Raw genomic sequence first — 14071 nt, forward strand, 5'->3', positions numbered from 1 at the left:
TCTAATTTGTTAAAGTATTAGGTATAAGAACTCCTTTCTTTATTTAGAAAAATTGGTGGTGAGGATATGGATTACTTTATAAAGAGAATAGTGTATTTGATATTAGTTTTTATGATATCTGTAAGCATAATTTTCGTTCTAGTTAACAATATGCCTGGAGATCCTGCTTTTGGTTTAGCAGTTTCTATAGCTCAACAAAGAAATATGGAAATAGAACAAGCTTTAGAAATCGCTAGAAGAATGATTGGCGTTTCTGAAGATATGTCATTTATAGAAGGCTATATAAAGTTTTTATCTAACCTACTAAGAGGAAACTTTGGATATTCTACATTTTACAATACTAGTGTTAATGAAATTATAGCTAAATCTTTGCCATGGACTATTTTTGTTATCTCTTTAGCTACTTTATTAAGTTTTTTAATTGGTGTATACTTAGGAGCTTTTACTGCACATAAAAAAGGAACAATTATAGAAAATATTATTTCAACTTTATCAAGTATAGTTCAAGCTATACCACCATTTGTCTTAGCAGTATTAATTTTATTTTTGTTTTCCGTTAGATTAAAGTTATTGCCGATGGGGGGAGCCTATCCCGTTGGTTTAACTCCTACTATTTCAATAAATTTTATATTTATTATTTTTATTCATGCTTTAGGCCCAGTATTAGCAACTGCAATACCTCAAACTGCTTCTTGGATTTTAACTATGAGAGGAAATACAACACAAGTCATGGAAGAAGATTTCATAAGATTTGCAGAAATGCGTGGCTTGAAAGATAGGGTTATTGCTGGGAAATATATAAGAAATAATGCTATACTTCCTTTGATAGCTGGTTTAGCTATAAGTTTAGGATATATGTTAGGTGGACACACTTTAGTAGAAGCAATCTTCAATTATCCTGGTATTGGTTTTTATTTCGCAAGAGCAATTGCAGTTAGAGATTTTAGTTTATTAACAGGGCTATTTTCTCTTATTGTTATAGGTGTAGTAATTACAACCTTTATAGCAGAAATTATTTATATAATAATAGATCCGAGGGTGAAAATGAAATGATAAATAATTTGAAAATATTTTACCATAACTATATTAATCCATTAATTGTGAATAAAAAATCATTATTTGGTTTATGTATATTAGGTTTTTATATACTAATGGCTATTTTTGGACCTATGCTAATAACACTAGATCTTAATTCTAATTTTGCTGAAAGATATCAAAGACCATCATTTAAACATCCTTTTGGTACTGATTATTTTGGAGTAGACATATTTAGACAGATTGTCCATGGTTCTAGGACAGTTATATCTTTAGCATTGTTAGCAAGTTTTTTTTCAGTGTTAATTGGAACTATTGTAGGTGTTACAAGGGGTTATTTAGATGGGTTTATGGGTAAAATAATTGACATTTTTATTATGGTATTTTTAGTTATTCCATCTTTTCCTGCTTTATTGATCTTAGCAGCAATATTTATGGATAAAGAGCTTAATACAATACAATTATCTTTATTAGTTGCAATTTGGTTATGGGCTCCTTTAGCAAAGCAGATATCTGCTCAAGTCTTGACAATAAAATCTAGAGAATTTATTGAAGCATCGAGATTACTTAATATGTCATTACCATATATTCTTTTTAGTGATATTTTAAAGTTATTGATTCCATATATATTTATGAATTTTGTTTTACAAATTAAAAGCACAATGGAATTTTCTGTTGGGTTAATGTTTTTAGGTTTAGCAAAGTTTGAAGCTACCCATTGGGGAGTAATGTTAAATTATGCATTATATCAAGCAGGTGCTTTATATACTGTTAAAGGTTTTCATTATTTGTTTTTTGTTATTTTTAATATAGTATTATTAATTTATGGGGGTATATTATTGTCCCGTGGTGTTGAAGAAGTATTTAACCCACGATTGAGAGGTGACCAGTAGATGAAGACAATAATAAAAGTTGAAGATTTACAAGCTTTATATTTAGTTAAAGAGGGAACTATAAAAGCTGCTGATGGAATATCATTTAGCATTTTAGAAAATACAGTTACTGCCATTGTAGGAGAAAGTGCATCTGGGAAAAGTACCATTATTGAAGGAATAACAAAAACACTGCCTCCAAATGGAAGAATCATATCTGGTAAAGTTTATTATAACGATTTAGAAATTTTAACACTCAAAGATGAGAAATTAAGGCAAATTAGATGGAAGGAAATTGCATTAGTACCACAAGCTTCTCAACAATCATTAAATCCAACTATGAAGATAATTGATCATTTTAAGGATACGATAGAGGCTCATGATATAAAATGGGATAAAAGAAAGTTAATAGAAAAAGCTTCAGAGAAATTAGAGATGGTAAGATTAAATCCAGAATCCATTTTATTTTCATATCCAATGCAATTATCAGGTGGGATGAAACAAAGAGTTTTAATAGCTTTATCTCTTATTTTAGAACCCAAAGTTTTAATATTAGATGAGCCTACATCAGCACTTGATGTTTTAACACAGGCATATATTATTAATTTATTAAAAGAGCTTAAAAGGAAATTAAATATTACTCTTATCTTTATTACACACGACATAGCTGTTGCTGCTGAATTAGCAGATAATGTGGCTGTTGTTTATGCTGGAAATTTAGTAGAGTATAACTCAACAAATAAGATTTTTAATAATCCATTACATCCATACACTAAAGGGTTAATTAACTCTATAATGGCAATAAATAAAGATATGTCTAAAATAAAATCAATTCCAGGGAATTCACCTAGTCTATTAAATCCTCCTTCAGGATGTCGATTTCATCCTAGATGTGTTTATTCTATTGAACATTGCAAAAAAGAAAAACCATTACTACATAATCTTAAAGACGGATCTCAAGTTGCATGTCATTTGTATTATGAGGAGGAAAGAGTTAATGAGACAAAAACTTGTAGAATTAGTTAATGTGAATAAAATATTTTCTAAAGGTTTTATTAAAAAGAATCATAAGATTGTACTTGAAGATATAAATTTAGAGCTTTTTTCTGGAGATAGATTGGTTATTATTGGAGAAAGTGGTATGGGGAAGACAACTTTAGCAAGAATTATGGTAAATTTAGAACCTAAATCTAAGGGAGACATATATTGGATGGGGAAGAATATTAATAAATTGTCCTCTAAAGAGAAAAAAGAGTTAAGTCCAAAAATTCAATATGTTCATCAGGATCCTTATGGTTCGCTCCATCCTTCTAAAACTATATTTAAAATACTTGCTGATCCTTTAAAAAAGAATGAAAAAATAGTAGGTAAAAATCTTTATAATAAAACTCTAGAGTTAATGGAAAAGGTAGGTCTTTCGCCTGCTGACTATTATTTAAATAAGTATCCTCATCATTTATCTGGAGGAGGAAGACAAAGATTAGCGATAGCTAGATCTTTAACAACAAATCCTCAAGTTATTGTGGCTGATGAGCCAATAAGTATGATTGATATGTCTTTAAGAACAACCATCATAGAATTGTTTAAAGAATTGAATAATGAAGATAATTTGGCAATTGTTTTAATTTTACATGATATAGGAGCTGCTAAATTTTTTACTTATGAAAAAGGAGATGTAATAATACTTTATGGAGGTAAAATAGTAGAAAAAGGAAGAGGAATAAAAATTCTTTCTAATCCGAAGCATCCATACACTAAAGTTTTAATAAATTCTACACCAATAGTTGATCCTGAATTAGCAAAAAACAGGAAAATAGAACAATTAAGGTCTTATGAGGTTCCAATTAGAACACCAGAAAGTAAAGGATGTCCTTTTTCACATGCTTGTAATCAATTTGCTCAGAAGTGCTTAGAAGAAAATCCAAAATTAAAGAAAATAGAAGATAATCATGAAGTTGCTTGTCATTTTTGTTAGGGTGGAATGTATATGAAAAAATTTTATTATCTTTTGAGTCCGATAATAGTTATAGTTTTTGCTTTTTTATGGATGATAAATTTTAATAAATATAATAATAATTTTGAATTACTATTGGTTATATCTTCATTATTAATTTCTGCTATTACATTATTATTAGTTTTCAAAAAAATAAGATAATAACATTTTGAGGTGATTAAATGAGCTATTTAACTATGTATAGAAAATGGCTTAACTTTGATGATGAAACATATAAAGAACTTATAAGTTTAAAAGAATCAGAAATAAAAGATAGATTTTATAAGGAACTTGAGTTTGGAACAGGTGGATTAAGAGGAATAATAGGTGCTGGAACTAATAGAGTTAATAAATATACAATAAGAAAAGTTACTCAAGGCCTAGCAAACTATATTAAAAAACAAAAAATTAATGAACCTTCTGTTATATTAGCTTATGATTCAAGAAAATATAGTGAACTATTTGCTAAAGAAGCAGCACTAGTCTTGAATGCTAATCAAATAAAAACTTACATATTTAATGAAATGAAACCTACTCCACTTTTATCTTATGCAATTAGAAAGATTAATACATCAGCTGGAATAGTAATAACTGCAAGTCATAATCCAAAAGAGTACAATGGGTATAAAATATATTGGTCAGATGGTGGACAAATAACTGATCATTTAGCAAAAGAAATTTATAAAGAAATTAAGGCTATAGATTATGAAGATATTTTAACAATAGAGTATAATAAAGCAATAGATTTAGGTTTATATAACGTTATAACAGACGAAATTGAGGATAGCTATATAAAGCAGATAAAACAATTGACTTTAAACAAAGATTTAGTTGATAATATGAAAGATAAGTTAAAAATTGTTTACACACCTATACATGGAACGGGAATTAAACCAATAAGAAGATTATTACAAGAAATAGGCTATACTAACTTATTTATTGTTAAAGAACAAGAAAACCCAGATCCTAATTTTTCAACGGTAATTTGTCCAAATCCAGAAGAGAAAGAAGTATTTGAAAAAGCAGTAGAAGTAGCTAGTAAAGAAGACGCAGATATTATAATAGGAACAGATCCTGATTGTGATAGAGCAGGAGTAGTAGTAAAAAATAAAGAAGGTAATTATATTGTTCTTACGGGAAATCAAGTTGGGTTATTGTTAACTTATTATATTTTAGATACTTTAAAATTTAAAAATATTTTACCTAAAAATTCTGTTGTAATAAAAACTATAGTAACTACAGAGTGTATTAAAGAAATATGTAAAGATTATGGAGTTGAAGTTATAGATGTGTTAACTGGGTTTAAATATATTGGGGAAAAAATAAAAGAATTTGAAGATACAAAGGATAAGTTTTTTTTATTTGGACTTGAAGAAAGTTATGGATATTTAACAGGTACATTTGTTAGAGATAAAGACGCTGTAATTGCTTCAATGTTGATTTGCGAAATGGCCTGTTTTTATAAAAAAAGAGGATTGAGTTTATATGAGGGGCTATTGGAACTATATTCAAAATATGGATTTTTTCTAGAGGATTTAGAAACAATTACTTTCGACGGTTTGAGTGGCTGTATTAATATAGAGAATATAATCAATAAAATAAGGAATTTTCCTCCAAACAAAATAGATGAATTTAATGTGGTATATATAAAAGATTATAAGTTTAAAAAAATAAAAGATCTATTAACTGGTAAAGAAACTACAATGGAATATAAAATGCCTAGCTCAAATGTAATACAGTTAATATTAGAAGGTGATAATATTATTACTATTAGACCTTCAGGTACAGAACCCAAGATTAAAATTTACTTTATGTTAAAAGACAACACCTGGGAAAAAAATGTAATAAAATTAAATAGATTAAAAGAAGCAATAAGTGAAATAATCAAACCAGAAATGAACATTATATAAGATTTAAGGATGGGAGAATATGAATAGTGAACAGTTTATCTTTTTAAATAATGTAAGACATAATAAAATTTGGGGATTTGAAGATTGGGTAATTAGTGCACATCCTAATGGAGATTGCAAAATAAGGGAAGGAAAATACAAAGATAAAACATTAAGTTGGTTGTGGGAAAATGAAAGACATTTATTTGGTAATATTGAACAAGATAAATTTCCATTACTAGTTAAAGAAATAACAACAAATTTAGATTTAAGTGTTCAAGTACATCCAGATGATGATTATGCAAAAAAACATACTAATGAAAAGTTTGGAAAAACAGAATGTTGGTATATTCTTGATTGTGATAAAAATTCTGAGTTGATTTTAGGGCACAACGCAAAAAGCAAAGATGAGCTAAGAGAAATGATTAAAAAGGGGTATTGGCAGAAATTATTGAAAAAAGTTAAAGTAAAACCAGATGACTTTTACTTTATTCCAGCTGGTACCGTTCATGGCATAGGAAAAAATATATTTATACTGGAGATTCAACAGTCAAGCGATATAACTTATAGATTATATGATTATGAAAGACTAGAAAATGGAAAACCTAGGAAACTACATATTGAAGAAAGCATTGATGTAATAAAAATACCACAGATGGAACAACCTATAAAACAAATAAATAAAAAATTTTTACCTAATGTTAATATACAATATTTAGTAAATGATAAACATTTTTCTGTTGTAAAATTTGATGTTGATGGTACTACTAAAATACCTAACGATAAACCTTTTTTATTAGTTAGTGTAATAAAAGGAAAAGGCACAATAAATGATGAAAGAAAAATTACAAAAGGTGATCATTTTATAGTCCTTAATCAATGTAAAGAGTTTACAGTTAATGGTAAATTGCAACTAGTTATTTCTCATATATAATATGAATTAAACACTACTTAGATGATAATGTAAAACTTACAAAAAAACTAGATGGCAGGTGATCCTGTCATCTAGTTTTTATTATTTTCTTTCTTCTCTTTTATTTACAAAAAATTCATATATTCCTTTGGCAAATTCTGCTACAATAATAATATAGTTTAATAAGGTTTCTGTTTTGTTCTGAACAGATGATGCTGTATTAAAAACCGTTGTACTCAATGCATCGATGGTATCCTCTGTTTTGTAGAGACCATCTTTGATAATTTCAGTAGCTTCATTGACATTATCCATTACTTTAGGTAGGGTTTTTAAAGTTTTATCGATATTGTCCCCATTTTTATCTAAGATGGTATTGATTTTTTTAATCACACCGATTAAATGGGCAAGGGCTATAATCAATAAAATACTAATGGCTACCGCAAAGGAAAAAATGATAAACCAAGCTAAATCAGTTAATGTGATATACATAATATACTCCTTTCAAAGCTTGTCCATATAAATTAAAGTGAAACATTATCTTTATTATCTTGTACTTCTACTTCAACTTCATCTTCTCCTTTGGTTTTCTTTTTCACTTTTTCTACAACTTCTACAGCTTTATCTTTAGCTTCTGCAGCTTTTTCTTTAACTGTTTCTGTGATTTCCTTGGTTTTGTCAGCGATGTCTTTTCTGGTTTCCTTACCGGCTTTAGGGGCAAAAAGTACTCCTAAGGCTGCACCGATAGCAGTGGAGATTCCTGCGGTAACAGCTACTTTTTTAGCAGTTTCCTTTCGTTGTTTTTTTAGCTGCTCTTCCCTCTCCCTTTGTCTTTTTTCTAGAATTTGTTTTAACATAACATCTCCTCCTCTCTTTTATTATTTTAATTATATAATAAATAGTAATGATATGCAATAAATTCTGAGATTATTCTAAAAATTTTAAGTTGGGGTGATAAAATGTTTGGCAATTTAGTTGAATTTTATCTAGAAGGTAATAAAGTAAATTTTATTTATGAAAGAAATAGGGGGATAGTGGAAGTGATTTCCCCTGAGATTATCAATATTTTTGTTCCTTTTAAAAGGGAAGAAAAGCTATCTAAAGCTATAGAGAATCTACCTGAAAATAAGGTGCTTTTTGCAGTGGAAAATCAAGGGGATAAAGTCTTAATTAGAACTGAAAAGCTGTTGGTAGAAGTAAAGGGAGAATTTAAAGTTGATTTTTATAACTCCCAAGGGGAGTTGTTGTGTGCCGATTACTTAGGGGAGAGGGATCCTAAAACCAATAAAACCCAGGATAAAATGAAAATAGAGGTTTTAAAGGAACTAGAAGGAAGTGAATATATCTACGGTTTAGGTGATAAAACAGGACATCTCAATAAAAAGGGGTATCATTATAAAATGTGGAATACCGATGACCCTAGTCCCCATGTGGAGAGTTTTGAAGCTATGTATAAGTCCATACCATTCCTTTTAGTCCTCAAAAATGGTAGTGGATATGGAATTTTTTTCGATAATCCCTTTAAAAGTTATTTCGATTTTGGTAAAGAAAATAGTAAATACTATTATTTTGGAGCAGAAGATGGCAATCTAGACTATTACTTTATCTATGGTCCTTCTATTGCCCAGGTAATAAAGGGATATACCTATCTTACCGGAACTACTCCCCTTCCCCAGTTGTGGACTTTAGGGTATCACCAAAGCAGGTGGAGTTATGCCCCAGAAGGAAGGGTAATGGAAATTGGAGAAAACTTTAGAAAGAGGGATATCCCCTGTGATGTAATCTACTTAGATATTGACTATATGGATGGATTTAGAGTCTTTACTTGGGATAAAGAAAAATTCAAAGAACCTCAAAAAATGATTAGTAAGTTAAAGGAACAGGGTTTTAAAGTAGTTACAATTGTAGACCCGGGTGTTAAAAAGGATAAAGGCTATTTTGTCTATGATGAAGGTTTGGAAAAGGGTTATTTCGTTACAGATAAAGATGGTATTCCCTATGTTAATAAGGTATGGCCAGGGGATAGTGTTTATCCAGATTTTTCTCAAGAAGAGACTAGGAAGTGGTGGGCAGATAAACACAAACTCTTATTAGATTGTGGTGTAGCAGGTATTTGGAATGATATGAATGAGCCAGCCAGTTTTGATGGACCCCTTCCCGATGATGTTCAATTTAAAAATGATGGTTACCCAACAGATCATCGGGAAATCCACAATCTTTATGGCCATTTGATGTCTAAAGGGACATATGAAGGAATAAAAAAATTTACCAATAAACGTCCCTTTGTTATAACCCGGGCCTGTTTTTCAGGGACACAAAAATATTCAACGGTTTGGACGGGAGATAATCAAAGTTTTTGGGAACATCTGCGGATGTCTATTCCTATGTTATTGAATTTAGGGTTAAGTGGATTTTCCTTTTGTGGTACCGATGTAGGTGGTTTTGGTTTTGATTGTACCGGTGAATTGTTATCCCGTTGGGTACAGGTAGGGTGTTTTACACCCCTCTTTAGAAATCATTCAGCAATGGATACCAGGGATCAAGAGCCTTGGGCCTTTGATAAAAAAACAGAAGGGATCAATAGAAAATACATTAAATTGAGGTATCAGTTGATTCCCTACCTTTATGATTTAATGTACCATGGAGAAAAAACAGGGTTACCAGTGATGAGGCCTTTAGTTCTCCATTATCAACAGGATAGGGAGACTTATGAAATCAATGATCAATTTTTATGGGGAGAAAATATCTTAGTAGCCCCTATATTGCAGCAAGGGCAAAGGGCTAGGGCTGTTTATTTACCTAAAGGCAAATGGATAGACTATTGGACAGGGGAAGAATTCCAAGGGGAAAGCTATGTAATTAAAGAAGCCCCTTTAGAAATTTGCCCGATATATATAAAGGAAGGGAGCATTATCCCTAAATTTCCAGTACAAAATTACGTAGGTGAAAGGAAGATAGATAACCTTATATTAGATATCTATCCAGGAAATGGCCAGAATCTCCACTATCAAGATGATGGGGAAACCTTTAATTACCGACAGGGAGAATACAACTTATATAGGTTTACAATGGATGAAGGAAAAGCTTTAGAAATTATGGTGGATATGATTCATCAGGGATATCAAGGTAAATATGGGAGTTTCACCTTTAATATCAACAATGTAGAGGCAAAAGAGGTAATAATCAACGGAAAACCTGTAAACTTTCAATTAAAAGAAGGGAAAGTAAATTTTACCGCCAGTGGAGAAAGGTTAGAGATAAAAATAATCAGGTAATGGGTGGTGTCTATGACTAGAGGGAAAATTAAAAAGGGAATTAAAGGGATAGGATTATTCTTAGCCCTTTACTTCCTTTACTTTTTGGTATTTGGAGTAGTTATCTTTAACTTTATTTCACCTAAAGAAATAGATTACAACTATAGTATAGATCGATTTTTTGCTGAAAAACCGGGGCAGGACTTAGCACTGTTACTAGAAGATGGGTATCAGTCGGGGGCGAGGAAATTAAGTTTAATCCATAATGCCCAATCTACAATTGACTTTTCCACTTATACTTTTTTAGGTGGTGATTATACCCAAATCTTTATAGCTTCCCTATTTCAAGCGGCAGATAGGGGAGTTAAGGTAAGGATAATAGCCGATGGACTATTTTACAATGTCCTCAATCACTCTAGGGCCATTAGTTATGGTTTTATGGCCCATCCTAATATAGAGTTTAAAGTATATGAACCCTTTAATTTTTTAAAACCATGGGTGGTAAACAATCGACTACATGATAAAATTTTAATTATAGATGATAAATATGCAGTTATAGGTGGTCGAAATATTGGGGATAAGTATGTGGACTTGGGACCACCGGAAAAGTTTGCTTTAGACCGGGAGGTTTTGTTGATAAATACCGATAAGAGAAATGTTGAAAATAGTGTTATCCAGCAATTTAATCAATATTTCAACTTACTGTGGGAAAGTGAATTTGCCAAAAATCCCCGGAGGTCATTGACCGCCAGGAGGGAGAATAAAGGTAGGGAAAAAATGACTGAACTAATTAATTTTGCCCAAGGGAAAAGAGAAGTATATCCTGAATTTTTTGCTAAAGATCTTTCTTGGCTAGAAGAAGGAATACCTACCAATAGGGTAACTTTAATCCACAACCCCTTAACTAGATTTAATAAACAACCCCAGGTTTGGGATCAATTAACCCAGTTAATGGAATGGGGGGAAGAAAGAATCTTTGCCCAAAGTCCATATGTAATTCCTACAAGAAAAATGAGAAATTATTTAAATCTAGAAGGGGTAAATGCCGAGATTACAATTTTGACTAACTCCCTAGCTTCTACCCCTAACTTACCGGCCTTTTCCGGTTATACCGGGTATAGGAAGAAAATAGTGGATAACGTTCAAGAAGTGTACGAATACCACGGAATTGGTTCAATCCATGGCAAAACTTATGTTTTTGATAACCGGATCAGTGTAATAGGTTCATTTAATTTAGATCCCCGGAGCACCTTTTTAAGTACTGAAACTATGGTGGTTATTGACAGTGAAGAATTTACAAATTATCTAATGGAAGAGTTGGAAAAGCTAGTAGAACAGAGTTTACTTGTAAATTCAGATTACGGATATTACTATCCCGAAAAGGCCAGGGAAGTACCGGCTAGTAAAAGGATTAAAATAAATATCTTGAGAATTTTGACATATCCCTTTAGACATATGTTGTAAAATAAAAAGGGCACTCACTGGGAGTGCTCTTCAGTTTTAGACAAAGTCATTTTTTAAAGGCTGTGGTAATTAAACATTCTAACAAAGTCTCCGTCGAGATTTAAGGCTTCTATCTAAAAGGAAGAAGGGTACCGCTCTAATTCGCCATCCATGGCTCAATAGAGCTTTCGGAACGTCCTGTTCCTCACCCCTTCTTCCTTTTATCTAATCAGCTCTTAAATCTATCTCCTCAACTTAATCGTATCTTTGTTTAATTACCACAGCTGATGATCACTTTGTCTATAGTTTGTCTTCAGTCTGAAGAGCACTCACTGGGAGTGCTCTTCTTTGTTGGTCCAAAACCACACTGAAATAAAACCTATTAAAAATAGGGTAAACCCTAATAAGTTCAAGGAAGATGGTAACAGGATTCTAGTAGAGCCGATAATCAAACCTGCAAAAAAATAAGAAAGTTGGGGTTTATAATTTTGAAATAACTGTTCTAATAGTTTCAAAAGGAGTACAATACCTAATAAACTACCTAGTCCGTAGAATAAAAGGTTAACTATGTTGAATTCTTTGATATAGAATAAGATATTGTCGTAAATGCCAAGCATAATTAATATCGAGCTACCCGGTACTCCTGGGATAATCATAGCTGCAGTAGATAAAGCTCCACCTAACATCAATAACCACCATTTAGTGCTTTCACCGTCTATTACTTGACCTAGTGGTTCACCAGCAGTGGTAACACCTATGACGATACCGGTTATTAAAAAGACAAAAAGGTTTTTATTTAACTTAGGGGTATCCTTTAAAACAGCTCTAATTGAAGCTAGTAAACAGCCTAATAAAAAAAGGGCAGTAAAATCTCGATAATTTTTAAAGAAAATAGCAAAGGTATAGCCCCCTATATATATACCTAGACCTAAACCTAAAATTAAAGGAATATAAGGCTTTATTTTTAATTTAACTAAGTCCTTAACTAAATTTTCGTATATACCGAAAATAAGTAGTACTGTTCCACCACTCATCCCCGGCAAAACTATCAATAGTCCTAAAATCAATCCTTGGATAAATAGTTTCATGATTTCCTCCAAAAGTATTATTTTACAACAAAATTATAACATACTATTTTAGAGAAAGTAATGAATAAAATATAAATAAATTGTAAAAGTCATAACCCAAAAAGGCTATGACTTTTATCTATTTAAAGTTCTATTTGTTTTAAATATGTCGTTTCTTCACAGTAATTGCAGTGATAACCATTTTTAGCATCATTTAAAGTGAATTCTGGTAAAATAAATTCATCTTTAAAACTTATACACCGGGGATTTTTACATTTGATTATTCCCTTTACTTTTAAGGGAAGGAAAGCTTTGACTTTTTTTATCACCTGTTGCTCTTTAATGTAGTTAATAGTTATGTTACTGTCTAGAAGGCCGAGGAACTCTACCGATATATCAAAAATATTTTCTATTTTAATGACATCCTTTAAATTGTGTTTGTCGCTAGGTATATTTCTCATTAAAATAATAGGATGATTTAGTGAATCTAGTTTCAGTTTTTCATATATTTTGATTCCTTTTCCTGGAGTAATATGGTCGATGACAATACCATTTTGGATTTTAAGCATTTTCTTTCCCTCCTTTAAGAAGGCTGTAAATTAAAGCCATCCGGATATAAACCCCTAAATGGGCTTGCTCAAAATAAGCTGCCCTTGGATCACTATCTACATCAGGGTGGATTTCATTAACCCTTGGTAGTGGATGGAGAACCAACAAGCTATCTTTAGCATTTTTTAACATATATCTCTTTAGAATAAAGCAGTCCTTTAGTTTTAAATAATCCTCTTCATTGAAAAACCTTTCCCTTTGAATCCTCGTCATATAAAGTATATCTAATTTTTCTAGATCTTCTAATTTGTGTTTAATAACGATATTTGCACCAGATTTTAATAGCTGTTCCTTTAGATATTTAGGGATTTCCAACTCCGGTGGGGAAATTAACGTAAAGGTATTATCAGGATATCTACTTAAAGCTAATAGTAAAGAGTGGACAGTTCTACCATATTTCAAGTCTCCACAGAGGGCGATGTTGAGATTAGTCAATCTTCCAAGCTTTGTTTGAATTGTGAATAAATCTGTCAAGGTTTGGGTAGGGTGTTGATGGCCACCATCGCCACCGTTAATCACCGGCACTTTAGAACATTCTGATGCTAATTTAGCTGCCCCTTCCTTTGGATGCCTAATAACCATTAGGTCACAATACCCTTCCATAGTTTTAATAGTATCTTGTAGACTTTCCCCTTTAGTAGTAGAGCTCTGATTAGAGTCAGAAAAACCCAGTACCGTACCACCTAAGCGGAGCATAGCAGACTCAAAGCTTAAGCGGGTACGGGTACTGGGTTCAAAAAACAATGTAGCTAAAATTTTACCTTGGCAACTTGCAGAGTATTTAGCTGGATTATTTCTCATATCTTCAGCTAAAGAGAATAGATAATCCAACTCCTCCAATGATAGATCTAAAGAGTGACATAAATGTTTTACCTTTAATTCCATAAAAAATAACCTCCTTTTTAGCCTCACAGGACTTAATTTAAAGGATTAACCTTGTAAGTAGCATAGCAAATTATTTTTTTAAAGTCAACCCTTGACAAATGTTTTTTTTAAAAG

The 14071-nt window shown here is 31.3% G+C and carries 13 protein-coding genes; 8 read left to right on the forward strand and 5 right to left on the reverse strand.

The annotated features are described in order from the left end of the window. Positions 1-66: 66 nt before the first annotated feature. The 6 genes from BMX60_RS01735 to manA all read left to right on the forward strand — a co-directional run bounded on the left by BMX60_RS01735 (position 67) and on the right by manA (position 6723). Complete coding sequence (locus tag BMX60_RS01735) at positions 67-1053, forward strand: ABC transporter permease (protein ID WP_091348429.1); 987 nt, start codon at positions 67-69, stop codon at positions 1051-1053. Then, positions 1050-1928 carry an ABC transporter permease gene (locus BMX60_RS01740; RefSeq protein WP_091348432.1) on the forward strand — a complete coding sequence of 293 codons (879 nt, stop codon included), beginning with the start codon at positions 1050-1052 and terminating at the stop codon, positions 1926-1928. Before BMX60_RS01735 ends, BMX60_RS01740 begins: the two co-directional genes overlap by 4 nt. After that, entirely contained in the window at positions 1929-2933 is a 1005-nt protein-coding gene (locus tag BMX60_RS01745; RefSeq protein WP_091348435.1) for an ABC transporter ATP-binding protein, read from the forward strand. It begins immediately after the preceding gene. Beyond that, on the forward strand, positions 2905-3882 hold the full coding sequence (locus tag BMX60_RS01750; RefSeq protein ID WP_091348438.1) for an ABC transporter ATP-binding protein: 978 nt from the start codon (positions 2905-2907) through the stop codon (positions 3880-3882). The genes BMX60_RS01745 and BMX60_RS01750 overlap by 29 nt, the downstream gene beginning before the upstream one ends. A 200-nt stretch (positions 3883-4082) precedes the next feature. Further along, positions 4083-5810 (forward strand): phospho-sugar mutase, encoded by a 1728-nt coding sequence (locus tag BMX60_RS01755; protein ID WP_091348440.1) that lies wholly within the window; start codon positions 4083-4085, stop codon positions 5808-5810. 19 nt (positions 5811-5829) lie between these two features. After that, entirely contained in the window at positions 5830-6723 is an 894-nt protein-coding gene (gene manA, locus BMX60_RS01760) for a mannose-6-phosphate isomerase, class I (protein WP_091348443.1), read from the forward strand. Positions 6724-6804: 81 nt separating this feature from the next. Here manA and BMX60_RS01765 read toward each other — a convergent pair whose 3' ends face one another. Both BMX60_RS01765 and BMX60_RS01770 read right to left on the reverse strand, forming a co-directional pair. After that, positions 6805-7191, reverse strand: a complete 387-nt coding sequence (locus BMX60_RS01765; RefSeq protein WP_091348446.1) for a hypothetical protein — start codon at positions 7189-7191, stop codon at positions 6805-6807. Between the two features lie 32 nt (positions 7192-7223). Further along, a complete protein-coding gene (locus tag BMX60_RS01770) occupies positions 7224-7556 on the reverse strand; it encodes a YtxH domain-containing protein (RefSeq protein ID WP_091348447.1) in 333 nt (110 codons plus the stop codon). A 102-nt stretch (positions 7557-7658) separates the two neighbouring features. Here BMX60_RS01770 and BMX60_RS01775 point away from each other — a divergent pair, with 102 nt between their 5' ends. Beyond that, positions 7659-9974 carry a glycoside hydrolase family 31 protein gene (locus BMX60_RS01775; protein ID WP_091348450.1) on the forward strand — a complete coding sequence of 772 codons (2316 nt, stop codon included), beginning with the start codon at positions 7659-7661 and terminating at the stop codon, positions 9972-9974. Between the two features lie 12 nt (positions 9975-9986). Beyond that, positions 9987-11417 (forward strand): phospholipase D-like domain-containing protein, encoded by a 1431-nt coding sequence (locus BMX60_RS01780; protein WP_091348451.1) that lies wholly within the window; start codon positions 9987-9989, stop codon positions 11415-11417. A 308-nt stretch (positions 11418-11725) separates the two neighbouring features. Here the strand turns inward: BMX60_RS01780 and BMX60_RS01785 are convergent, their stop codons facing one another. From BMX60_RS01785 to pyrB, 3 genes are all read right to left on the reverse strand, one after another. Then, the gene (locus tag BMX60_RS01785) at positions 11726-12484 is read right to left on the reverse strand and encodes an undecaprenyl phosphate translocase family protein (protein ID WP_091348454.1); all 759 of its coding nucleotides are present in this window, start codon (positions 12482-12484) and stop codon (positions 11726-11728) included. A gap of 122 nt (positions 12485-12606) precedes the next feature. Then, entirely contained in the window at positions 12607-13032 is a 426-nt protein-coding gene (locus tag BMX60_RS01790; RefSeq protein ID WP_091348457.1) for an aspartate carbamoyltransferase regulatory subunit, read from the reverse strand. Further along, a complete protein-coding gene (gene pyrB, locus BMX60_RS01795; RefSeq protein ID WP_091348459.1) occupies positions 13025-13957 on the reverse strand; it encodes an aspartate carbamoyltransferase in 933 nt (310 codons plus the stop codon). Before pyrB ends, BMX60_RS01790 begins: the two co-directional genes overlap by 8 nt. Positions 13958-14071: the final 114 nt, after the last annotated feature.

It is taken from the genome of Anaerobranca gottschalkii DSM 13577 (assembly GCF_900111575.1).
Classification (GTDB): domain Bacteria; phylum Bacillota; class Proteinivoracia; order Proteinivoracales; family Proteinivoracaceae; genus Anaerobranca; species Anaerobranca gottschalkii.

Coding starts and splice junctions, on each gene's coding strand:
- BMX60_RS01735 (WP_091348429.1), top strand. CDS start 67: ATGGATTACTTTATAAAGAGAATAGTGTATTTGATATTAGTTTTTATG.
- BMX60_RS01740 (WP_091348432.1), top strand. CDS start 1,050: ATGATAAATAATTTGAAAATATTTTACCATAACTATATTAATCCATTA.
- BMX60_RS01745 (WP_091348435.1), top strand. CDS start 1,929: ATGAAGACAATAATAAAAGTTGAAGATTTACAAGCTTTATATTTAGTT.
- BMX60_RS01750 (WP_091348438.1), top strand. CDS start 2,905: ATGAGACAAAAACTTGTAGAATTAGTTAATGTGAATAAAATATTTTCT.
- BMX60_RS01755 (WP_091348440.1), top strand. CDS start 4,083: ATGAGCTATTTAACTATGTATAGAAAATGGCTTAACTTTGATGATGAA.
- manA (WP_091348443.1), top strand. CDS start 5,830: ATGAATAGTGAACAGTTTATCTTTTTAAATAATGTAAGACATAATAAA.
- BMX60_RS01765 (WP_091348446.1), bottom strand. CDS start 7,191: ATGTATATCACATTAACTGATTTAGCTTGGTTTATCATTTTTTCCTTT.
- BMX60_RS01770 (WP_091348447.1), bottom strand. CDS start 7,556: ATGTTAAAACAAATTCTAGAAAAAAGACAAAGGGAGAGGGAAGAGCAG.
- BMX60_RS01775 (WP_091348450.1), top strand. CDS start 7,659: ATGTTTGGCAATTTAGTTGAATTTTATCTAGAAGGTAATAAAGTAAAT.
- BMX60_RS01780 (WP_091348451.1), top strand. CDS start 9,987: ATGACTAGAGGGAAAATTAAAAAGGGAATTAAAGGGATAGGATTATTC.
- BMX60_RS01785 (WP_091348454.1), bottom strand. CDS start 12,484: ATGAAACTATTTATCCAAGGATTGATTTTAGGACTATTGATAGTTTTG.
- BMX60_RS01790 (WP_091348457.1), bottom strand. CDS start 13,032: ATGCTTAAAATCCAAAATGGTATTGTCATCGACCATATTACTCCAGGA.
- pyrB (WP_091348459.1), bottom strand. CDS start 13,957: ATGGAATTAAAGGTAAAACATTTATGTCACTCTTTAGATCTATCATTG.